The following is a 21,651-nucleotide window of genomic DNA, read 5'->3' as shown; positions in this document are numbered from 1 at the left end:
TGTTGTCTTCTTGGTTTTGTCTGGGGCGGTCTTCCGCCCCGCAAAGCGGTCAGACACGATGTCCGGCCGCGATGATCTTCTTCAGGAAGCCTTGCGTGCGCTCCTGCTTTGGATGGCGGAAAATCTCGTCTGGTTTGCCCTCTTCGACGATCTTGCCGCGGTCGAAGAACAGCACGCGGTCGGCGAAGTCGTGGGCAAAGCCCATCTCGTGGGTGACCAGCAGCATGGTCATGTCGGTCTCTGCGGCGAGCTTGCGCATGACATTCATCACCTCCTCGACCAGCTCCGGATCGAGGGCCGACGTCACCTCGTCGAACAGCATGATCTTCGGCGACAATGCCAGCGCACGGGCAATCGCCACGCGCTGCTTCTGGCCGCCGGACAGCTGCGCCGGCATCGACTTCGCCTTGTCGGCCATGCCGACCATGTCGAGCAGTTCCATGGCCCGCTTTTCAGCGGCGGCGCGAGGCGTGCCCTTGGTCAGCATCGGCGCCAGCGTGACGTTATCCATGACACATTTGTGCGGAAACAGATTGAACAGCTGGAAGACCATGCCGATCTTCTGCCGCATCTTGGTCAGGTGCCGCTCGTCGGCGGGCAGCAGCTGGCCGTTGCGCTCCATGTGGTAGAGCTGCTCGCCATCGATCTGGATATGGCCGCCGTCGATCTTCTCCAGCGTCATCAGGATGCGCAGGATCGTCGTCTTGCCCGAGCCGGACGGGCCGATCAGCGCCAGCTTCTCGCCGGGCATGACCTGCATCGACAGGCCGTCCAGCACCTTGAACGAGCCGAAGCTCTTCGAAATGGCGTCGACCTTGATGATGGGTGTGGACAAATGAATTTCCCCTGCTGGAGAAGCCTGTGCCCTTAACGATGGGGAACGCGCCAAATCATGTCAATTGGGAAAATAAAATCATGACAATATTTCCGGCGCTGCATGATTTCAGGGCAATTTCCGCTCAGATAGCGAGCAGCAGATGCTCCGGATCGCCAAGCAGCAGCTTGGTGACAACGCCTAAGCCGGCGCGCAGTTCCCCCTCGGTGGTCGAGCCTAGCGAGATGCGCACCGCCGGGTGCCAAGGCGTATCCGAAATGCGAAAAGAGGTGCCGGGCGCTATTGCCACGCCTTGCAAACGGGCTTGGGCGACAAAACTCTCCTCGGCGCGGTCGGGTGGCAGCTGCAGCCAGACATGCAGCCCGTCGCGCCTGGCGCGGTAGTCGACCCCGGCCAGCACCTCGGCGGCGATATCCTGGCGGCGGCGTAAGGCCGTGCGCTGCCAGCGGACGAGTTCCATCGCGGTGCCGTCGGTCACCCATTTGGTGGCGATCTCGGCCACCAGCGGCGTCGCCATCCAGTTCGACACTAGATGCCGGTTGGCCACCGCCGCGACGTAGCGATCCGGCGCTGCGAGATAGCCGATGCGCAGGCCAGGTACGGTGATCTTGGTGAAGGACGTGACGTAGAGCGTGCGCTCCGGTGCAAAGGCCGCGACAGGCGGCGGCCGGTCCTCCACCAAGGGACCCAGCACATCGTTCTCGATGATGGCGATGTCGTGCTTGCGCGCGACCGCGGCGATCTCTTCGCGCCGTCTGGCGTCCATCAGCGTCGCCGTCGGGTTGATCACCGAGGGCTGCACGAATACCGCGCGAATGTCGGTGAGCCGGCAGGCCTCGTCCAGCGCCTCGGGGATCAAGCCATTGCCGTCGATCGGCAGGCCTTCCAGGTTGAAGCCGAGATAGCGCGCCAGCGGCACCAGCGTGTGGTGGCCGATGGCCTCGGTGGCGACAGTCGATCCCGGCGGCGCAACGCTCATCAGCGCCACGGTCATCCCGGCGGTCGCGCCATTGGTCAGGCTGATATTCTGTGCGGAGGTGTCGAGCCCACACAGTTTCAGCCATTCGACAGCCACCGCGCGGTGACGCGGGAACACCATGTTGGGCCGGAACGACAACGCCGAACTGGATGGCAGGTTTTCGGCCAGCCAGCCCAGCGCCTGCTTCAGCCGCTCCAAATGCATCGGCTCGCAGACCGGCTTCAGGATTGACAGATCGATGACCTCGCCGAGGCGCTCCGGCAGATAGGGCGGCTCCGGGTCGCGGCGCTGCGTCTGGACAAAGCTGCCACGGCCGATCTCGCCCGAAATCAGGCCGCGCCGGATCAGTTCTTCGTAGGCGCGGCTGACCGTCTGCACCGACAGTTTTAAATCGTCTGCCAGCCTTCGATGCGTTGGAAGCCGCGCGCCCTTGGCCAGCCGCCCGTCATGAATGGCGCGGGCGAACTGGTCGGCCAGCGTTTGATAGGCTGGCCGGCGGATGAGCGCAGGGTCGGGTTGCCATGATGTCATGACTTAATAGAGATCGAAATCAGTGCAATTGACAATCGAAATAATGCGCCGTCATGGTGATGCCGACAAAAAGCGGACGCCGATGACATCGAAACTCGACGCGGTCGACCTCAGGATACTCGACGCCATCCAGCGCGACGGGCGCATCACCAAGCTGGCGCTGGCCGAACAGGTCGGGCTGTCGCCGACGCCGTGCTGGATGCGGTTGCGCAAGCTGGAGAAGGCCGGCATCGTCTCGGGCTATCACGCAAGGATCGCCATGCGCGTCGTGGCGCCGGTCGCAACGGTGCTGATGGAGGTGACGCTGGCCAGCCATCGCCAGGCCGATTTCGACCGCTTCGAACGCGTCATCCGCGACATCCCCGAGATCGTCGCCTGCTGGTCGGTTGGCGGCGGCGTCGACTATGTGGTGAAGGTGATGGCGCGCGACATCGACGCCTATCAGCGGCTGGTCGACGGCTTGCTGGAGCGCGAGATCGGCATCGACCGCTACTTCACCTACATCGTCACCAAGACGGTGAAGGAAGAGATCGTTCTCCCCATCGCCGACCTGCTGCCCGCATCGTCGTGAAGCCGGAGAGAATATCTGCCGGAACGACACAATAGAGAGACTCTCTCTCCTTCAAGCCATGCAAACAGCCTCTCTGTCTGCTTCTGGCCGATAGTCTTCCCGCATCAGTCCGAACCGGGAGGCCTCGACCATGTCCGCGCATTTCGCCCGCTCGCATCGCCACGAAGCGCTTGATCTCCTCGCCGACCGCCGGCTGCTGCGCGATCTCGCCTATGTTGACGGTCACTGGACGGCAAGCGGAGCGGCGAAGAGTTTCGAGGTTACCGATCCGGCGACCGGCACCACTGTCGCATTTGTCGCGGCGCTCGATGCCGGGCAGACGACCAAAGCAATCGACGCCGCCGCACGTGCCTTTCCGGCTTGGCGTTCGTTGCTGCCGCAGGAGCGGTCCAAAATTCTGCGAAAATGGTTCGAGCTGATCATTGCAGCCAAGGATGATCTGGCCCTGCTGATGACACTGGAACAGGGCAAGCCGCTGCAGGAATCGCTTGGCGAAATCGACTACGCCGCCTCCTTCGTCGAATGGTATGCCGAAGAGGCAAAGCGCCCTAACGCCGAGAGCGTCACCAGCCATCTGCCGAATGCCGAGATGATGGTGAGGCGCGAGCCGCTCGGCGTTGTCGGCGTCGTCACGCCCTGGAATTTTCCGGCGGCGATGCTGACCCGCAAGGCGGCCGCCGCTCTCGCGGCCGGCTGCACCATCGTCGCGCATCCTTCATCCGAGACACCGCTGTCGGCGCTTGCGCTGGCCGAACTCGGCGAACGTGCCGGCCTGCCCGCAGGTGTCTTCAACATCATCACCGGCAAGGCGGCAACGATCGTCGGGCGCATGTGCGAAGACCCGCGCGTCCGCGCCATGAGCTTTACCGGCTCGACGGAGATCGGCCGGTTGATCGCGGCACAGAGTGCTCCGACGATGAAGCGGCTGGTGATGGAGCTTGGCGGCCATGCGCCGCTGATCGTCTTTGCCGACGCCGATCTCGACAAGGCCGTGAACATCGCCATCGATGCCAAGTTTGCCACATCGGGCCAGGACTGCCTTGCCGCCAACCGCATCTATGTCCAGCGCCCGATCTACGATCGCTTCTGCGCCGCCTTCGCCAGGCGTATCGAGGCGCTGCGGACCGGCAATGGGCTTGGCGACAAGATCGATATCGGACCGTTGATGCATGAGCGCGCCGTGACGAAGGTCGAGGAACAGGTCGCCGATGCCATCGCTCGTGGCGCGCGCTGCCTCACCGGCGGCAAGCGGCATCAGGCCGGGCCGCTGTTCTACCAGCCGACGTTGCTGGCCGATGTCAGCGACGAAGCGCTGATCATGCGCGAGGAGACCTTTGGGCCGGTCGCCGCCGTCACGCCGTTCGACAGTGAGGACGAGGTGATCGCCCGTGCCAACGCCACAGAATATGGCCTCGTCGCCTATGTCGTTACCGAGAACGGCGCCCGCCAGCAACGTATGGGCCGCGCGCTCGACTACGGCATGGTCGCCATCAACCGCGTCAAGATCACCGGAGCGCCGATCCCCTTCGGCGGCGTCAAGCAATCCGGCATCGGCCGCGAAGGCTCGCGCCACGGGCTCGAAGCTTTCACCGATCTGAAGTACCTCTGTCTGGACGTCGCATAGTCCGTCCGGCCATCTCTCAAGGAGTCAAAAAATGCTCGACCAGTCCAACGAACTCAACGCCTGGGATCGCGACCATTTCTTCCATCCTTCGACCCATATGGGCACGCATGCGCGGGGTGAATCGCCGACCCGCATCATGGCCGGCGGCGAGGGCGTCACCGTCTGGGACAACAATGGCAGGAAGAGCATCGACGCCTTCGCCGGGCTCTATTGCGTCAATGTCGGCTATGGCCGCCAGAAGATCGCTGACGCCATCGCCACCCAGGCGAAGAACCTCGCCTACTACCACGCCTATGTCGGCCACGGCACCGAGGCGTCGATCACGCTGGCCAAGATGATCATCGACCGCGCGCCGAAGGGCATGTCGAGGGTCTATTTCGGCCTCTCCGGTTCCGACGCTAACGAAACCAACATCAAGCTGATCTGGTACTACAACAATGTGCTGGGCCGGCCGGAGAAGAAGAAGATCATCTCGCGCTGGCGCGGCTATCACGGCTCGGGCGTGATGACGGGATCACTGACCGGGCTCGACCTGTTCCACAATGCCTTCGACCTGCCGCGCGCACCGGTCCTGCACACCGAGGCGCCCTATTATTTCCGCCGCGCCGACCGCTCGATGAGCGAGGAGCAGTTCTCGCAGCATTGCGCCGACAAGCTTGAGGAGATGATCCTGGCTGAAGGTCCCGAAACCGTCGCCGCTTTCATCGGCGAGCCGATTCTCGGCACTGGCGGCATCGTGCCGCCGCCGGCCGGCTACTGGGAGAAAATCCAGGCGGTGCTGAAGAAATATGACGTGCTGCTGGTCGCCGACGAGGTGGTGACGGGCTTCGGCCGTCTGGGCACCATGTTCGGCTCCGACCACTATGGCATCAAGCCGGACCTGATCACCATCGCCAAAGGTTTGACCTCGGCCTATGCGCCGCTGTCGGGCGTCATCGTCGCCGACAAGATGTGGCAGGTGCTGGTGCAGGGCTCCGACAAGCTCGGTTCGCTCGGCCATGGCTGGACCTATGCGGCGCACCCGATCTGCGTTGCCGCAGGTGTCGCCAATCTCGAACTGATCGACGAGATGGACCTGGTGACGAACGCCGATGAGACCGGCGCTTATTTCCGCGCCGAACTGACCAAGGCTGTCGGCGGCCACAGACACGTCGGCGACGTGCGCGGCGACGGCATGCTGGCGGCGGTCGAGTTCGTCGCCGACAAGGACGACCGGGTGTTCTTCGATGCTTCGCTCAAGATCGGGCCGCAGGTGGCGACAGCACTTGCCGCCAGCGGTGTCATCGGCCGCGCCATGCCGCAGGGCGACATCCTTGGCTTCGCGCCGCCGCTCTGCCTGACGCGTGAGGAAGCCGACATCGTCGTTTCGAAAACCGCCGATGCCGTCAACAGCGTGTTTTCCAATCTCTGAGATCGACCCATGAATGCCATGACCAAGACCCTCCCCGCCACCATGGCCGCCGTGCTGCTCACCGGGCATGGCGGACCGGAAAAGCTCGTCTATCGCAGCGATGTGAAAGTGCCTGTGCCTGCCGCCGGCGAGGTGCTGGTTAAGGTCAGCGCTTGCGGTATGAACAACACCGATGTCTGGGTACGCCAGGGCGCCTATGGCACGGAGGAGGACGCTGCCGCCGTGTCGACGTGGCGGCGGCAAGGCAACACGCTTACCTTCCCGCGCATCCAGGGCACCGACACGGTCGGCACCATCGCTGCCGTCGGCGAAGGCGTTTCCCCGGGCCGTATCGGCGAACGGGTAATGGTCGATTTTTCGATCTACAACCGCGACGACGATTCCCTCGCCGACATCGACTATATGGGCCACGGTCGCGATGGCGGGTATGCCGAGTACCAGACAGTGCCGGCCGAGAACGCTCATGTCGTCGACACCGGGATGAGCGACATCGAACTCGCCACTTTCTGCTGCGCCTACCTCACCGGCGAGCAGATGCTGGAACGCGCCGGGCTGAAAGCCGGCGAGCGCGTGCTGGTCACGGGCGCCTCAGGCGGCGTCGGTTCCGGCATCGTGCAGCTGGCGCGGGCGCGCGGCGCCATTCCCTACGCCGTCGTCGGCAAGGGCAAGGAGCAGGCGGTGCGCGACATCGGCGCCGAAGCGGTTATTACCCGTGGGGTTGCCGATCTTCCCGCCGCCGTGAATGAAGCCACTGGCGGCCAGCCGATCGATGTGGTCGCCGATCTCGTCGGCGGCGCGATCTTCAACGACCTCTTGCGCATCCTGAGGCCCGAAGGCCGCTACACCACCGCCGGCGCGATTGCCGGTCCGGTTGTGCAGCTCGATCTCCGGACCATGTATCTGAAGCAGCTGCAACTGCACGGATCGAGCCAGGGGACGCGCGCCGACTTCCGCCGCATCGTTGGATACATCGAAGCGAAGAAAATCCGGCCGCTGGTCGGCGGTGTCTACAAACTGTCCGATTTCCACAAGGCGCAGGCCGACTTCATCGCCAAGGACTTCGTCGGCAAGCTGGTGATCGTGCCGGACGCCATGTGGAACCCGAATATCCGCACATAACGCCCCTACGTCAGAGCTCGTCGTAAACGGCATCATCAACACCTTGCGGCGTGGAGTCGTCGAAACCCAGCATGCGGTTGGTGACGTAGCCGAATCCGACACCGGCGCCGGGATCGGCAAAATCGAGCGCGCCGCCCCCAGCCGCCATGGCCGAGGGATTGCGGCGACGCGCCGCTGGCATAGGCGGCGTCCTCGAGCTGAAAGCCGGCGGCGAATTGCCGGCGCTTGAGACATAGCGCGCATGAGGCGAACCGGAATCATCGCAACGAATGCAAGCCACAGGCCGGCAACCAGACCCTGCATCTTGACAGACGAGGCGAAAGCCAAAAGAGTGAAACCGGTTTCACTGGGGACCGCCGGTGCATTTCGATCTGTCCATTCTGCTCCCGCATCTGGGTTTTCTGGCGCGCGGCGCCGAACTTACGGCGGCGGCTTGCGCGCTGTCGCTGGTGGGAAGCGTCGTCATGGGCGCGTTGGTGGCGATCGCACGCACCTCCGCCTCGGCACTGCTTCGACGGATCGCCTTCGTCTACGTCGATCTCTTCCGCAATGTGCCGTTCATCGTCCAGCTGTTCTTCTTCTATTACGGCCTGCCCGAGCTCGGCATTTACATCGACGCCTTCACCACCGGCGTCGTGGCGCTTTCCATTGCCGGCGGCGCCTATGCCTCCGACATCATTCGAGCCGGCATCCTCGCCATCGACCAGGGCATCATCGACGCCGCTGAAGTGAGCGGCCTGTCCAGGCGCAAGATCTTTACCCGCATCGTGCTGCCGATTGCGCTGCGCACCTCCGTGCGACCGCTCGGATCCGTGCTCATCAACATGATCCTTACGTCCTCGATCCTCTCGACCATCACGCTCAACGAGCTCACCGGCTCAGCCCAGATCGTGGTCTCGCAGACCTATCGGCCCTTCGAGGTCTATGTGGTGCTGCTCTGTGCCTATGCGGCCCTGACTTATCTGGTTTCGCTGGGCGTCACCCTGCTCCACCGCCATCTCAATCGGGACATGATGGAGGCGGTCGGCTGATGCGGTTCAGCGATTTCACCTCCTACGACCTGATCCTGCTGGCGCAAGGTCTCGGCACCAACGTCGCGCTGTTTCTCGTCACCTCTCTGATCGGACTGCTGATTGGCCTGAGCTGGGCGCTGGTGCGGTTCTACCGTGTGCCGGTTCTGGCCCAGGTCGTCACCTTCCTGTCGGAGCTGTTGAAGAACTCGCCGGTGTTGGTGCAGCTGTTCCTGGTGTTCTTCGGCCTGCCGGCGCTGTTGCATATAAGGGTGACGCCGGTCACCGCAGCGACCATCACTCTGTCGGCGAACACCGCGGCATTCGTCTATGTCATCGCGGTCTCGGCGATCGAGTCGATCGAACGCGAGCAGGTCGAGGCCGCGCGTGTCTTCGGCCTGACCCGGTGGCAGGTCCTGCGCCATATCGTTTCGCCCCAGGCTGCCGCCTTCGCGGTCGGCCCGCTCGTCGCGCTGCTGGTCAACCAGCTTCAGGTGACGTCGCTGATTTCTGTCATCGGCGTCGTCGACCTGACCAAGATTGGCCACATCCTCAACATGCGAACCTTGAAGCCGTTCGTGGTCTGGACCGTCGTCGGGCTGCTCTACTATGGCGCGGCAAAGCTGGTCGCCCTGCTTGGCGAGCGTCTTGAAAACCGCCTGCGGGCGCACAGCGCCTGGCGGGGGCTTTAACATGCTCAAGATCGAAAACGTGCACAAAGCGTTCGGCGAGGTCACTGTGCTGGACGGCGTCGACCTGACGATCGCGCCCGGCGAAGTGGTCTCGATCCTCGGGTCGTCGGGGTCCGGCAAGTCGACACTGATCCGTTGCATCAACGGCCTCGAAAAGCTGAAGTCGGGCCGCATCACGGTCGACGATTTCGATGTCAGCAAGCCGAAGGAGCTGGCCGAGGCGCGCAAGCGCTCAGGCACCGTCTTCCAGCTGTTCAACCTCTATCCGCATATGAGCGCGCTTCAGAACATTACGCTCGCCCCGATCGAGGTGCTGAAGATGCCGCGCCCTGAGGCCGAGGCGCTGGCGCGCAAGCTGCTCGAGTCCGTCGGCCTCGCCGATCGGGCCAACGCCTACCCGGCGCAGTTGTCGGGCGGGCAGCGCCAGCGTGTCGGCATCTGCCGGGCGCTCGCCATGCAGCCGCGCTATCTGCTGCTCGATGAAGTGACCAGCGCGCTCGACCCGGAAATGACTTCCGAGGTGCTGGCCATCCTGGCAAAGCTCGCCGCGCAAGGCACGACGATGCTGTTCGTCACCCACGAGATCGAATTCGCGCGCGAGATTTCCAACCGCATCGTCTTCCTCGACAAGGGCAGGCTGGTGGTCGATCTGCCAACGGATCGTTTCTTCGCCGCGGACGGCGGCCGGGCGCAGCCGCGGGTTGCGCAGTTTCTCTCCAAGATGCGCAAGGACTAGGAATGCTGCTGTTAGCCAACAACGAAGCATGGCCGGGATTCGAAACCTCGGTGCAAATGCTGCGCGATGGCGCCGTCAGCCTGGACGCGATGGTTGCCGGCATCGGCATGGTGGAGAAAGAGGTCAAGGTTCGCAGCGTCGGTTATGGCGGCTGGCCGAACATGCTGGGCGAGATGGAGTTCGACGCCGGCGTCATGGACGGCAATACAAGAGAGGTCGGTTCAGTCGGCGCCGTGCCAAGGACCTTGGCGGTCGCTGCCCTGGCGCAGCAGGTAATGAAGCGCCTGCCGCATGTGATGCTGACCGGCGAAGGGGCGCGGCGCTTTGCCAGCGAAATCGGTTTTGCCGAAGACGAAGTCTTGTTCGAGGACAGCAAGCGCGTCTGGTGGGAGCGGCTGCAACAGGAACTCACACCGCAACAGCTGGCGAAATTCCCCGATATCGATCTGGCGCCGCTCAGCCGTACTATCACCGATCCCGAGCGGGTCCGCGACACCACCGTCTTCCTGTCGGCGGATGCGCGGCGCGGCGTCCATGCCGCGAGTTCGACCTCGGGCTGGGCGTGGAAATATCCGGGCCGGCTCGGCGATTCTCCCATTCCCGGCGCAGGCTTTTACGCCGACAGCCGCTATGGCGCGGCGGCGTGCACCCATACCGGCGAGATGACGATGCGCTGCGCCACCGCACGGACCGTCGTGCTGGCCATGAAGCTTGGCCGATCCCTGTCGGATGCGGTCGCGCTGGCGGTCGAGGAACTGGCTGAACTCGACACCGGCTTCCTGGCCGGAGTGGTCATCCACGCCGTCGACGCCGAGCAGAACCACGAGGTGGTGAATTTCAGATGCGAGGGCGAGGTCCGCTACTGGCTCTGGAAGGATTCCATGCCCGCACCCGAATTGCGGGCAGCAAAACGTGTCACTAGAAAATAAGGAGAGGAACCATGAAAACCGTAGTGCGTGCCTTCGCCGCGCTGGCCATCGTGGCCGGTTCGGCTTTTCCGGCCCTTGCCGGCATGATTGACGACATCCGCTCACGCGGCACCATTCGCATCGGCGTATCGCTCGGCGGCGAGCCGATCGGCTTTCGCGATGCACAAAACAACCCTGTCGGCTACGATGTCGATGTCGCGACGCTGCTGGCGCAAAAGCTCGGGGTGCCGGTCGAGTTCGTCGACGTCTCGGGCGATGCCCGTATTTCCATGCTGGTGTCGGGACAGATCGATGTCGCGGTCGCAAACACCTCGGCAACGCTCGAGCGGGCCAAGACCGTCAACTTCACCATCCCCTACAACCGGGCCGGGCTGCGCGTCATCGTCCAGAAGGATGCCGGGATAACCGACCTCAAGGGGCTCGCCGGCAAGAAGGTTGTCGTCGGCCGCGGCACCACGGGCGAAACCTTCCTCAAGGCGGCCGTGCCGGAAGCAGAGCTCGTCTATGTCGACCAGTTCGCGCCCGACGGGGTTCTGCAGCTGCAACAGAAGCGCGTCGATGCGGCGATCGAGGATTCCTCGCTGCTCGATTACCTCGCGACCAAGACACCGAGCCTGGTGACGCTGCCTGGCCTCTATTCCAACGATCCGATCGGCATCGCGGTCGCCAAGGGCGATCCCGAATTCGTCCGCTGGCTCGACATGTTCGTGTCCGACTTCATCCAGTCGGGCACCTATGAGACGACCTACAAGAAGTGGTGGGGGCCGGACTCCAACCCGCCGGCGCTCAACCCGCTGTGGTGACACCCACTACCGGTAACCGATCGGCGCACACTCGAGGCGCCGTCGCAACGATCGCCGATGTCGCGCGGCTGGCAGGCGTGTCGCGTGCCGCGGCCAGCCGTGCGCTGTCGAGCGGACCGCGACCGGTCTCGGCGGACAAACGCGAACGTGTCGTGCAGGCCGCCGCGCAGCTCGGCTACAAACCCAATCTCCTGGCGCAAAGCCTGACCACCAAGACCGTCAATCTGGTTGCCGTCGTGGTCAACCACATTCACGACCTTTCAGATCTCGACCTGTTCGACCGGCTGCTCGACGCAATCCAGTCGATCGGCAAGCAGGTCATCCTCATCCGCATCGGCTCGGCGGAAGGGGTCGAGGATTTTCTGCGCAACGGCGTTGCCTATCATGTCGATGCCGCCGTGGTGTTCTCCGACTTTGCCGATGCAGCGACGGTGCGGCGCATGTTTCGCTCGGACCTGGTCATCATGCTGAACGGACTGCATGACGATCTGTCACCCACCGTCATTCCCGATGAAGGCGTCGGCATCGCCGAGGCCGTGGCGGATGCGGCGGCCAAGCGCGTGCGCACGGCCAGCCTGCTGACCGGCCGTTCGTCCTCGCGCGTCGAACAGCTGCGCATCGGCCACTACCTCGGAGCGTTCCGGCATCATGGAATTGAACTGCTGCAGACGATCCAGGGAGACTATTCCTACGAGTCGGGTCATGCGGCGGCAGTCGGCCTGACGGAACGCGGCTGTCCAGATGCGGTCTTTTGTACGTCCGACGCGATGGCCATGGGTGTTCTGGATGTCTGCCGGGCGGATTTCCCCGACAACCGGCCCAGCCGCTTCCGCCTCTATGGCTTCGACAATGTGTCCCTGACCAATTTCTACGCCTACCCGATATCGTCAATCGGCTACGACAAATCAGACTATGTGGGTCATATCGTTGGCGCCCTCTCCAATCCGCAGGTCTTCATGCCCGGCCAGCCGCCTGTCGTTATATTGACCCGGCTGATTTCGCGCTTGACCGCGTAACTAGCGCCGATGTTGGACTGCTTGTCCGGCGTCGATCTCCCAGAGATCGAACGGAGATCGCGCCGGACAATGTACCAGCGCCTACTGCAATTTCGCCTGCAGCGCGTTGACGTCGTCGGTTGTCATTTCACCGTCGGTCGTCACCTTGCCGTCGACGATCTTCCACAACCGGAACGGGCCGGTGATGTCGCCATATTTGTCGAAGCTGACCGGACCGATGACGCCTTCATAGCGGATCGGCTTGCCATCCTTGATCAGGCCGAGCGCCTTGGCGAATTCGTCCTTGCCTGCAAAGATCGGTGTGCCGGCCGGATCGACCGCCTTGTACATGGCATCCTTGATCTTGGCTGGATCCTCGGAGCCGGCAATGGCAATGGCGAGGCCGACAATGGCGCCGGCATCATAGGAACGGTCGGCTGCCGGGTTCGACGGCTCGATACCCGAAAACTCCTTGTAGTTTTTCAGGAAGTAGTCGGTGGAGGCCGTCGGGCTGGTGCCGGAAGAGGTGCCATAGGCATCCTTGAGATAGTCGGCGCCGACGGATTCGATGAAGTCCGGGCTGTTCATCCCGTCATTGAGCAGGAATTTCTGCACGCCGCCCTGCGATATCCAGGTGCGGGCGACCGTTGCGCCGTCGACCGGCGTGCTGACGAGGTAGAGTCCGTCCGGCTCGCCTCCCATCGCCGCCGTCACTTCCGAAGCATAGCTCGACTGCTTTTCGTTGTAGGGCGTGTCGGAGACGATGGTGCCGCCGAGCGCTTTGTAGGCACGCGAGAATTCGGCCACCATGTTGACGCCGAAGTCGTTGTTGACATGGATGATCGACAGTTTCTTGAAGCCCTTGTCGATGGCGTATTTGGCGGCGGCCACGCCTTGCAGCGCGTCCGACGTGATGGTGCGGAAGAAGATGCCGTTGGTCTTGCCGTCGCGGCCAAGGGCGGTCAGCGTCGGCGAGGACGAAGCCGGCGACACCTGCACGATCTTGGCCGGCCCGGTGACCGAGGTCAAAATCGGGATCGACACCGAGGAGATGATGCCGCCGATGATCACCGGCACCTTCTTGACCTGTACCAGCTGGGTCGCGGCATCGACCGCGATATTGCCCTGGCTCTGGCTGTCGCGCGTGTCGGTTGCGAGATCGCAGCCGCGTACGCCACCGGCTTCATTGATGTCGCGGAAGGCCATTTCGACGGACTTCGCGCCGGCCTGGCCGTATTCGCCGGCCGGACCGGTGAGCTCCATGACCAGGCCGACGGTGATCTTGCAGTCCGCTGCGTGTGCGGCGCCGGCCATCGTCACGAGAGCCAGTGCTGTGGTGATTTGAAGTATCGTCTTCTTCATTGCCGTTCCCCTTTTCTTGTTTGAACTTTTGCCTGTTCAGCCTTCCGGCGCCTGCAGCCAGGTCTCATGCAGATGCCGCCATTCGACGCCGTTTGGTGCCGATGAACTGGTGGTGAAGACCGCACTGGACTGCCGGCGACTGTGTTTGCCGGCGCGCAGTTGCGCCTCGATGTAGAAGATGACGATCGTGTCCGCGTCCTGCCAACCCGGCCTGATGTCCTCGATCGATATGGCAAAACCGTCGTCGCAAGTGGCGCGGCTTGTCCGGACATGATCTACGACCGCGTCGCGATCGAGGATCTGGCCATTCGGCGCCACCATGGTGAGGCCTTCGCCCATGACAGCCTCGAAGCGGCCGAACTCCACAGCGTCGGCTCGCGCGGCGACAAACCAGTCGACGAAGAAGCGATGCAGGTCGATGATTTCAGCGCTGGCACGCGAAAAAAGGGAAGGCTCTCCGCTCATTTCTTCCCCGCATTGAGGTTGTAATGCATGATCGAGCCGTGGCGGCCATGACGGTCGCGCTCCAGCGCGTAGACATCGCCCGCGAGGCCGGTGCCTTGTGCGATGGCGGCAGCAATCCGCGCGCGATCGTCGGCGTCGAGCGCGACGTCCATGATTTTCGTATTGGCCAGCGCATGTGCCTGGTTGCGCGCACCCACAATGACGGCCGCGACCTGCGGCTGCTCGAGCACCCATGCCGAGGCGATGGTGGCGATGTCGACGCCGTGGCGATCGCCGACCGCTTTCAGCGCCTTGAGCAGGGACTGGAACAGCTCCCAGCCGCCGAAGTCGTCGATGATCAGCTTGTATTTGACCAGCGAGCGGTTTTCGAGCGGCGTGGAGGGCTCGGCCACGCCAAGCCATTTGTCGCTGAGGAAGCCGCCCGCCACCGAGCCGTAGCAGAGGAAGCGGACACCGTTCTTAGCGGCAAGGTCCGCAAGGCTGTTTGCCGGCCGCTGGTCGAGCACTGAATATTGCAGTTGCTGGCTGACCAGCGGGATGCCCGCGGAGAGGATTTCGGCTAGCCTCGGCGTATCGAAATTGGTGGTGCCGAGATTGCGCACCTTGCCTTCCAGCCGAAGCTCGTCGAGCCAACCCATCGCCTCGACGTAACGAGGCTGGTCATAATCCCACCAGTGAAACTGCACAAGATCGATCCGCTCCGTCTTCAGCCTGCGAAGCGACTGATTGACGATGCCCCTGATGTAGTCGCGGCTGATGCTTGCCAGTCGTTCGAGGTCCGGCACCAGCTTGGTGTGCACCTTCATCCTGGCCGCAACATCGAGACCGCGCTCGCCGGCCAGCCGCAGGCGCGCGGCGCCGATCAGTTCCTCGACGCCGGTGTAGATGTCGGCGCAATCATAGGTCCAGATGCCGGCATCGAAGGTGGCGATGAGGTCGGTCACGGCCTGCCTGCGGTCGATAGCGCCATGGCCGCCGGCCAGCTGCCAGCCGCCGCGGATGACGCGCGAGATCGTATAGCCGGGGCTGAGTTCGACGGTCCTGGCGCTCATCTTTTGTCGGTCTCCTTCGGCAGCGGCACAGCCGTGGTTTGGGCATGGCTGAACCGCCGCTTGGCCAGCCTGACGATCCGCAGCCGGCTGGCGCAATTGGGATCGGGACAGGCGATCTCGGCATCCGAGGTCATCCAGTCATTTGCATGCGTCGGGCGCTGCTTTGCCGCCAGGAGCGGCAACACGGCGGAGATCGAGTAAATCGAAAAACCCTGCCCCGCCGGCAGCGACAGCATTTCGCCCTTGAGTTCGAAATAGTCGCCGGCCCTGGCGCCGCAATAGACCGGCTTGCCCTCGGGGATGACCGCTTCGACGCGCAGATCGAAGAGTTCGAAACTGTCGTCGGCCATTCAGGCCTCCACCAGGCTGAAGGTGATGTCACAGGCGCCGTTGCGGCGGATAACGCCGCAGGCGGCGGCAAACTGATCGCGCTCTCCGGCAAGCACTTGCGCGACCACGCTGCCGGCCAGCCAGCCGATCGGGAACAGCAGCCGCGCCCCCTGCCCGTAGTACAGGCCGATATCGAAGATGGCTTTGGGATTGCCGCCCCACACGCGTGGCGGCACATAGGACAGCACGATATCGCCGGGCTGCGGCGTCAGCGTTGCATTCTCCGGTGGCAAAGACTGGGCATAGGCCTGGCCGTGGAGATCGGCTGACGGAACCGGGCACGAGATTTCCGGTCCTGTCCACATCGCATGGATGCCTGGGATGATGCGTGGCTGCGCCAGATAAGCCAGCAGGAAGGCGGCATTCTCCGGCGCCTTTTCGGGCAATAGCAGCGCCGTCACGGAAAGCTTCGAGCGTGGTTCTGTGATGCCGATGGCGGGCTTGGGCATGTCAGTCCTTCGCCGATTGAAGTTTGTCGCGCAGGAAGGCGAAGGGGCGGCTGATGTCGGCTACCAGCGCCTCGCGCGCCGCTAGCGCATCCTGTTTGGCAAGTGCCGCGACAATGCCGCGGTGATAGTGCGCGGTATCGACCTCGCCGGCCTCGGAGAAGGCATAGATGGCGACGCGGATGCAGGGTCCCGATTGAAGCCAGAGGCTTTCGATCATCGGGATCAGCACAGCCGAGCCGCAGCAGCGGTAGATCTCAAAATGGAAGCTCTGGTTGAGCGTCGCTTCGCGGTCGATATCCTTCTTGTGCTTCAGGGCCCGCATCTCGTCCCACTCGCCCAGCATGGCTTCGATCGAAGCGATCTGGCGCGGGCTCATACGCGTGGCGGCAAGCGCGATCGCTTCGCCTTCGATGAGTGAGCGGGCGCGCAGGAGGTCGTCGATGCGCTCCAGCGTGATCGGCGGCACGCGCACCGAGCGGTTGGGCAGCGCCTCCAGCGCCTTTTCCGTGATCAGCCGTCCAAGCGCTTCGCGTACCGGCATGGTCGAGGTGACCAGCGCATCGGCGAGACCGCGGATAGTCAGCACCTGGTTTGGCTCGAAAAGGCCACCGATCAGAGCACGGCGCAACTCGGAATAGACGCGATCCTGCACCGTCTCGCGGCCGACCGGCGTAAGCTGGGCTGCGATCGTCCCGTTGTTCTTGTCGATGGCAGCCTTCTGCATTACCGGCATTTGCCCCGTTTTCGGCTTGCGAATGAAATTAAAGCCGAATAGCGTGATCAACGCAAGTGTGATCACAAATCAAAAATCAGGAGGCGACAACATCGTCTTCGGCCAGAGGGTTTGATGAGCGATGCAGCGGAGCGCCAACGGCAGGAGACCCGTGCGCCAGTTCTGACGGCACGAAACGTCGTCAGGCGTTTTGGCGGCCTTGTCGCCGTCGACGATGTCTCGTTTGATGTCAAAGCGGGCGAAATCCTCGGCCTGATCGGGCCGAATGGCGCCGGCAAGACGACGATGTTCGATCTGTTGGCGGGCAGCATATTGCCAACCAGCGGCGATATCCTGCTCAATGGCACGCGCGTCTCCGGCGAAGCCGCTCATCTGCGTATCGGCCGTGGTCTTGGCCGCACCTTCCAGATCCCGCGCCCCCTGCCCAATCTGACGCTGATCGAAAACATCATGCTGGCGGCGCAGGGCCAAGCCGGCGAAAAATTGCTCGCCAACTTCGTCACGCCGTGGCGAGTGGCGGCACAGGAAAGAGCAGCCAGGGCAAAGGCCCTCGAGCTGCTCGAGCTCGTCTCGCTCGCTCGGCTGGCGCACGAACCGGCGCGCGTGCTTTCCGGCGGTCAACGCAAGCTGCTCGAACTCGCCCGCGTCATGATGGCCGATCCGGCGATCATCCTGCTCGACGAGCCGGCGGCCGGCGTCAACGCAACGCTGCTCGAGATCATCATCGACCGCATCCGCGACATCAACGCGCACGGCATCACCTTTCTGCTGATCGAGCACAATATCGACATGGTGACGCGGCTCTGCCATCGCGTCCTCGTCATGGCGAGCGGTCAACTGCTCAGCGAAGGCACGGCGGAAGAGGTCGCCCGCGACCCGCGCGTCATCGAGGCTTATCTCGGGGGCGCCACATGAACGAGACCGTCCTCGACGTGCGCAACCTCGAAGCCGGCTACGAGCCCGGCGTGCCGATCGTGCGCGGCGCCTCGATCACCGTCGGCAAGGGCGAGATCGTCGTCGTGCTCGGTCCCAACGGCGCCGGCAAGTCGAGCTTCATCAAGGCGATCGCCGGCCTTGTCCCGATCACCGGCGGCGCGGTGTTCCTGGACGGCAAGGACATAACTGCTGCTCCCGCCCACACCATGGTTCGGCTCGGCCTGGCCTTCGTACCGCAGACGGAGAACATCTTCCCGCTGATGTCGGTCGAGGACAATCTGAAAGTCGCCTGCGGCATCCTCGAGCGACGCGAAATCCCTGCCCGCATCGAGGAAATGTACACGGCCTTCCCCGACCTCGTCCGCCAGCGCCGCACCGCCGCCGGCAATCTGTCGGGCGGACAGCGGCAGATGCTTGCCGTCGCGCGCGCCCTGATCGTCCATCCCAAGGTGCTGGTACTCGACGAACCGTCGGCCGGCCTGTCGCCGAAATTCGTATCGACGGTGTTCGAGATGCTGGCCGGCATCCGCAAGTCCGGCGTCACCATCCTGCTGGTCGAACAGAACGCCAAGGCAGCGCTTGCCATCGGCGACCGCGCCTATGTGCTGGTCGACGGCAAGGACCGGCACGAGGGCGTTGCTTCCGAACTGTGGAACGATCCTGTCGTCGCCGAACTCTATCTCGGCCAACGCCCGTCCCCCGTCGGCAAGGGAGGCGCGGCATGAGCCTGCAATTTGTCGTCGATGGGCTGCTGACCGGCTCGATGATCGGCCTTGGCGCCATCGGCGTGACGCTGACCTACTCGATCCTGCGCTTCTCGAACTTCGCCCATGGCGACTTCATGGCCTGGGGCACCTATGCGACGCTCGCCGTCGTCAGCGCCATCGGCGCGATGTTCGGCAAGGTGGCGCCCATTGGTCCGCTATCCTTCGGCTGGCCGCTGCTGGTTGCGCTGGTTGTCGGCATGGCTTTCACCGCCCTGCTGGCGCTGTTGCTCGACAAGGTGCTGTTTTCGCGGCTGCGCTCGCAGGGGCAAGCCATCATCGTGGTGATGGCGAGCTTCGGCGCCTCGATGGCGCTGCGCAGCCTGCTCGAATTCACCTTCAGCTCACGCCCGACCTATTTCAGCCGGGCGATCCAGATCGCCATGCCGGTCGGCTTCGGCATCCGCATCACGCCCGATCAGATCGCGCTGCTGCTGCTGACCGCAGTGCTGGTGCTCGGCGTGCATCTGTTGATGACCCGCACGCAGACCGGCCGCTCCATGCAGGCGCTGAGCCAGAATGCGGCCCTGGCCCGCATCGTCGGCATCGATGTTGCCTCCGTGGTGCGCGTCACCTGGATCATCGGCGGGGCGCTGGCCTGCGTGGCCGGCGTGATGATCGGCATTCTGGTGCAGATCCGCCCGTTCATGGGCTTCGACATGCTGCTGCCGATGTTCGCAGCCGCCATTCTCGGCGGCATAGGCAGCATTCCAGGCGCCGTGCTCGGCGGCCTGATCATCGGCCTCGCCGAAGCCGGCGCAGTGCAGCTGATCGGCGCCGAATGGCGCGCCGCAATCTCCTTCATCATCCTGATGGCGGTGCTGTTCGTGCGGCCGATCGGCCTGTTTGGTGTGAGGGAACGCTGATGGACCTGCTCGGCTACGGCGCCTTCTTCCTGACCACCGCGCTGATCTTTTCGCTGGTCACGCTGGGGCTCAATCTGCAGTGGGGGCTGACCGGCCTGTTCAATGTCGGCCTTGCCGGTTTCGTCGCCATCGGCGCCTATACATCGGCGCTGCTCACGACCCCGGACGATGCCGCGCGCTTCGGCGGCTTCGGTCTGCCGATCCTGGCCGGCTGGGCGGGCGCCATGATCGTCGGCGGTATCGCCGCAGCACTTACCGGCATGGCCACGCTGCGTCTGCGATCAGACTACCTGGCGATCACCACCTTCGGCGTCGCCGTCGTCGTGCAGCTGGTCGCGCTCAACGCGCAGAAACTCACGGGCGGCCCGTTCGGCATCGGCTTCATTCCGCGTCCTTTCGGCAGCCTTGCCGAGACGCCGCTGCTGTTCAACCTGTCGAACCTCGCGGTCGTTTCGGCTGTGACGCTGATGGCCTATCTCGCTCTGGAGCACCTGTCACGCAGTCCGTGGGGCCGCGTGCTCAAGGCGCTGCGCGAGGACGAGCGAGCGGCGATTTCGCTAGGCAAGAGCGCGCGCTTCTACCGCGTCCAGGCCTTCGCCGTCGGCGGCGCCATCATGGCGCTGGCCGGCGCTTTGCAGGCGCATTTCACCGGCTTCATCGCGCCGGACAATTACCTGCCGATCCTGACCTTCCAGGTCTGGGTGATGCTGATCGTCGGCGGCTCGGGCAGCAATGCCGGCGCCATCGCCGGCAGCATCCTGGTCTGGGCGATATGGGCGGGGTCGGGCACGCTGACCAGCGTGCTGTTTGCGCCCGAGCAGCAGGCACGCGCGGCCTCGCTGCAGATCGTCGCCATCGGCGTCATGCTCTGCGTCATCCTGCTGATCCGGCCTAACGGATTGTTCGGCGACCGGCCGCGCCGGCCGAAGCCCGGCAAACAGACAAAGGCGGCGGCCAGCGAGAACGAGGCCGGACCATGAATGCCATGATCCGGCAAGACGTGCATGGCGTTTCACTCTGGCATGCCGTCAGCCGCAACCGCCGCGACCGGGGCACGCTGCAAGGCGGGCTCGACGTCGATCTCGCAATCGTTGGCGGCGGCTTTTCCGGCCTCTCGACGGCATTGCATGCCGCCGAGAAAGGGCTTTCGGTCGCGGTCCTTGAAGCCGAATTCCTTGCCTGGGGTGCGACCGGCCGGAATGCCGGCTTCGTCGTTCCGAACTTCGCCAAGCGGGATCCAGACGACATCATCGCCGAACTCGGACCCGAGCGCGGCGGGCGCCTGGTTGACTTCGCCGCCGGCAGCGCCGACCTGGTCTTCGGGCTGATCAAGCGGCACGGCATCGAATGCGACGCTGTGCAGAATGGTTGGATCCAGCCGGCGCATTCGTCCGCCGCGCTGGAAAAGACGCGATCGCGCGCCGAGCAATGGGCGGCGCGGGGCAGGCCGACCGTTGCGCTCGATGCCATGGCGGTCACGGAGCTCACCGGCATCGACGGCTATGCCGGCGGCTGGATGGACAGATCTGGCGGCGTCCTCAATCCGGTCGAGTATGCGCGCAGCCTAGCCGATGCCGCCGAAAAAGCCGGCGCGCGGATCTTCGAGCAGACGCGCGTCGCTTCCATTGACCGCGCTGCGGATGGCTGGACCTTGACGACCGCATCCGGCGCCGTGCGTGCGGGCAAGGTGGTGATCGCCACCAACGCCTATGGCGGGGCACTGAACCGGACACTGGCGCGGACCTATATCCCGCTGAAAGTCTTCCAGATCGCCACTGCGCCGCTGTCGCGGGCCATACGCGCGCGCCTGCTGCCCGGCGGCCAGGGCGTCGGCGACACCAGGCGCAACCTGTTCACGTGCCGCTTCGATGGCCAGAACCGGCTGATCAGCGGCGGCATGCATGTCGTCGGAGCCGGCGCTGAGACGCGCATGCCGCAAACGATCTGGCGACGGCTCGCCAGGCATCTCGATTTGCCTGACCTGCCGCCGCTTGCCTACAGCTGGACAGGCGTGGCGGCGGTGGTGCCGGATTTCCTGCCGCGTCTCATCGACCTCGGCCCGGGCCTGATCGCCGGCTTCGCCTGCAACGGTCGCGGCATCGCCATGACCACGGCAATGGGCAAAGTGCTGGCGGACTGGGCGAGCGGAACGGACGCCCGCGATCTGCCGCTCCCCTTCGCGCCGCCAGCGCCGATCCCGCTGCATAAGCTCGTGCGCTATGCACCGAATATGCTGCTCCCCTGGAGCATCCTGCGCGACCGGCTGGATTAGACAGCCAAGCCAGGTGATCCCCCCTGCCGGCGCGCTCATGGCGGCCCGAAAAGGACCGCCACCACCTTCCGCAATCGATGACCATGGTGGCCCAAGAGGATATCGTCAGATCCCCTCCCCAGCCAGC

At 64.1% G+C, this 21,651-nt stretch carries 24 protein-coding genes; 15 read left to right on the top strand and 9 right to left on the bottom strand.

Annotated elements, in window-relative coordinates:
* Window positions 1-49: 49 nt before the first annotated feature.
* Both ehuA and ehuR read right to left on the bottom strand, forming a co-directional pair.
* A complete protein-coding gene (gene ehuA, locus NLY37_RS00435; RefSeq protein ID WP_023667873.1) occupies window positions 50-835 on the bottom strand; it encodes an ectoine/hydroxyectoine ABC transporter ATP-binding protein EhuA in 786 nt (261 codons plus the stop codon).
* Between the two features lie 124 nt (window positions 836-959).
* Window positions 960-2,345, bottom strand: coding sequence for a MocR-like ectoine utilization transcription factor EhuR (ehuR, locus tag NLY37_RS00430; RefSeq protein WP_286441262.1), 1,386 nt, complete (start codon window positions 2,343-2,345; stop codon window positions 960-962).
* Between the two features lie 82 nt (window positions 2,346-2,427).
* Between ehuR and NLY37_RS00425 the strand changes: the two genes are divergently transcribed.
* The 4 genes from NLY37_RS00425 to NLY37_RS00410 all read left to right on the top strand — a co-directional run bounded on the left by NLY37_RS00425 (window position 2,428) and on the right by NLY37_RS00410 (window position 7,070).
* Window positions 2,428-2,916 carry an Lrp/AsnC family transcriptional regulator gene (locus NLY37_RS00425; RefSeq protein WP_023740582.1) on the top strand — a complete coding sequence of 163 codons (489 nt, stop codon included), beginning with the start codon at window positions 2,428-2,430 and terminating at the stop codon, window positions 2,914-2,916.
* A gap of 130 nt (window positions 2,917-3,046) precedes the next feature.
* A complete protein-coding gene (locus tag NLY37_RS00420; RefSeq protein ID WP_023740581.1) occupies window positions 3,047-4,540 on the top strand; it encodes an NAD-dependent succinate-semialdehyde dehydrogenase in 1,494 nt (497 codons plus the stop codon).
* Window positions 4,541-4,571: 31 nt separating this feature from the next.
* On the top strand, window positions 4,572-5,951 hold the full coding sequence (locus NLY37_RS00415; RefSeq protein ID WP_023740580.1) for an aspartate aminotransferase family protein: 1,380 nt from the start codon (window positions 4,572-4,574) through the stop codon (window positions 5,949-5,951).
* A gap of 9 nt (window positions 5,952-5,960) precedes the next feature.
* Complete coding sequence (locus NLY37_RS00410) at window positions 5,961-7,070, top strand: alcohol dehydrogenase family protein (protein WP_023740579.1); 1,110 nt, start codon at window positions 5,961-5,963, stop codon at window positions 7,068-7,070.
* 10 nt (window positions 7,071-7,080) lie between these two features.
* Here the strand turns inward: NLY37_RS00410 and NLY37_RS00405 are convergent, their stop codons facing one another.
* Complete coding sequence (locus NLY37_RS00405) at window positions 7,081-7,251, bottom strand: hypothetical protein (protein WP_023740578.1); 171 nt, start codon at window positions 7,249-7,251, stop codon at window positions 7,081-7,083.
* 178 nt (window positions 7,252-7,429) lie between these two features.
* On the opposite strand from NLY37_RS00405, the gene NLY37_RS00400 reads away from it, so the two are divergent.
* From NLY37_RS00400 to NLY37_RS00375, 6 genes are read left to right on the top strand one after another with little or no spacing between them, the layout of a single operon-like run.
* On the top strand, window positions 7,430-8,101 hold the full coding sequence (locus NLY37_RS00400; RefSeq protein WP_023695231.1) for an amino acid ABC transporter permease: 672 nt from the start codon (window positions 7,430-7,432) through the stop codon (window positions 8,099-8,101).
* A complete protein-coding gene (locus NLY37_RS00395; protein WP_023704757.1) occupies window positions 8,101-8,772 on the top strand; it encodes an amino acid ABC transporter permease in 672 nt (223 codons plus the stop codon). The genes NLY37_RS00400 and NLY37_RS00395 overlap by 1 nt, the downstream gene beginning before the upstream one ends.
* A 1-nt stretch (window position 8,773) precedes the next feature.
* Complete coding sequence (locus tag NLY37_RS00390; RefSeq protein ID WP_023699816.1) at window positions 8,774-9,508, top strand: amino acid ABC transporter ATP-binding protein; 735 nt, start codon at window positions 8,774-8,776, stop codon at window positions 9,506-9,508.
* 2 nt (window positions 9,509-9,510) lie between these two features.
* Window positions 9,511-10,437, top strand: a complete 927-nt coding sequence (locus NLY37_RS00385) for an isoaspartyl peptidase/L-asparaginase (RefSeq protein WP_023667864.1) — start codon at window positions 9,511-9,513, stop codon at window positions 10,435-10,437.
* 11 nt (window positions 10,438-10,448) lie between these two features.
* The gene (locus NLY37_RS00380) at window positions 10,449-11,240 is read left to right on the top strand and encodes a transporter substrate-binding domain-containing protein (RefSeq protein WP_023704756.1); all 792 of its coding nucleotides are present in this window, start codon (window positions 10,449-10,451) and stop codon (window positions 11,238-11,240) included.
* On the top strand, window positions 11,234-12,256 hold the full coding sequence (locus NLY37_RS00375; RefSeq protein ID WP_023740577.1) for a LacI family DNA-binding transcriptional regulator: 1,023 nt from the start codon (window positions 11,234-11,236) through the stop codon (window positions 12,254-12,256). The genes NLY37_RS00380 and NLY37_RS00375 overlap by 7 nt, the downstream gene beginning before the upstream one ends.
* A gap of 81 nt (window positions 12,257-12,337) precedes the next feature.
* Here NLY37_RS00375 and NLY37_RS00370 read toward each other — a convergent pair whose 3' ends face one another.
* The 6 genes from NLY37_RS00370 to NLY37_RS00345 are packed head-to-tail and all read right to left on the bottom strand — an operon-like array spanning window position 12,338 to window position 16,677.
* Window positions 12,338-13,597: an ABC transporter substrate-binding protein gene (locus tag NLY37_RS00370; protein ID WP_023704754.1), complete on the bottom strand. Its 1,260-nt coding sequence runs from the start codon at window positions 13,595-13,597 to the stop codon at window positions 12,338-12,340.
* A gap of 36 nt (window positions 13,598-13,633) precedes the next feature.
* Window positions 13,634-14,062, bottom strand: coding sequence for a hypothetical protein (locus NLY37_RS00365; protein WP_023667860.1), 429 nt, complete (start codon window positions 14,060-14,062; stop codon window positions 13,634-13,636).
* Entirely contained in the window at window positions 14,059-15,114 is a 1,056-nt protein-coding gene (locus tag NLY37_RS00360) for an aldo/keto reductase (RefSeq protein ID WP_023682685.1), read from the bottom strand. Before NLY37_RS00360 ends, NLY37_RS00365 begins: the two co-directional genes overlap by 4 nt.
* The gene (locus NLY37_RS00355) at window positions 15,111-15,464 is read right to left on the bottom strand and encodes a TIGR04076 family protein (protein ID WP_023682686.1); all 354 of its coding nucleotides are present in this window, start codon (window positions 15,462-15,464) and stop codon (window positions 15,111-15,113) included. Before NLY37_RS00355 ends, NLY37_RS00360 begins: the two co-directional genes overlap by 4 nt.
* Window positions 15,465-15,953 (bottom strand): DUF3830 family protein, encoded by a 489-nt coding sequence (locus tag NLY37_RS00350; RefSeq protein WP_023740576.1) that lies wholly within the window; start codon window positions 15,951-15,953, stop codon window positions 15,465-15,467.
* 1 nt (window position 15,954) lies between these two features.
* Entirely contained in the window at window positions 15,955-16,677 is a 723-nt protein-coding gene (locus NLY37_RS00345) for a GntR family transcriptional regulator (RefSeq protein WP_023682687.1), read from the bottom strand.
* A gap of 123 nt (window positions 16,678-16,800) precedes the next feature.
* On the opposite strand from NLY37_RS00345, the gene NLY37_RS00340 reads away from it, so the two are divergent.
* Genes NLY37_RS00340 through NLY37_RS00320 form a run of 5 tightly spaced genes read left to right on the top strand, consistent with a single transcriptional unit; the run spans window position 16,801 to window position 21,524 of the window.
* Entirely contained in the window at window positions 16,801-17,601 is an 801-nt protein-coding gene (locus tag NLY37_RS00340) for an ABC transporter ATP-binding protein (RefSeq protein WP_023740575.1), read from the top strand.
* A complete protein-coding gene (locus tag NLY37_RS00335) occupies window positions 17,598-18,347 on the top strand; it encodes a branched-chain amino acid ABC transporter ATP-binding protein (protein WP_023732253.1) in 750 nt (249 codons plus the stop codon). Before NLY37_RS00340 ends, NLY37_RS00335 begins: the two co-directional genes overlap by 4 nt.
* Entirely contained in the window at window positions 18,344-19,252 is a 909-nt protein-coding gene (locus NLY37_RS00330; protein ID WP_023710022.1) for a branched-chain amino acid ABC transporter permease, read from the top strand. The genes NLY37_RS00335 and NLY37_RS00330 overlap by 4 nt, the downstream gene beginning before the upstream one ends.
* Complete coding sequence (locus NLY37_RS00325) at window positions 19,249-20,232, top strand: branched-chain amino acid ABC transporter permease (RefSeq protein WP_023732254.1); 984 nt, start codon at window positions 19,249-19,251, stop codon at window positions 20,230-20,232. Before NLY37_RS00330 ends, NLY37_RS00325 begins: the two co-directional genes overlap by 4 nt.
* A complete protein-coding gene (locus tag NLY37_RS00320; protein ID WP_023732255.1) occupies window positions 20,229-21,524 on the top strand; it encodes an NAD(P)/FAD-dependent oxidoreductase in 1,296 nt (431 codons plus the stop codon). The genes NLY37_RS00325 and NLY37_RS00320 overlap by 4 nt, the downstream gene beginning before the upstream one ends.
* The last annotated feature ends 127 nt before the right edge of the window (window positions 21,525-21,651 follow it).

The sequence above is a fragment of the Mesorhizobium sp. C395A genome, from assembly GCF_030323205.1.
Taxonomy (GTDB): domain Bacteria; phylum Pseudomonadota; class Alphaproteobacteria; order Rhizobiales; family Rhizobiaceae; genus Mesorhizobium.
The sequence above is the reverse complement of the archived record's forward strand: the minus strand, read 5'-3'. Positions and strand labels throughout refer to the sequence as shown.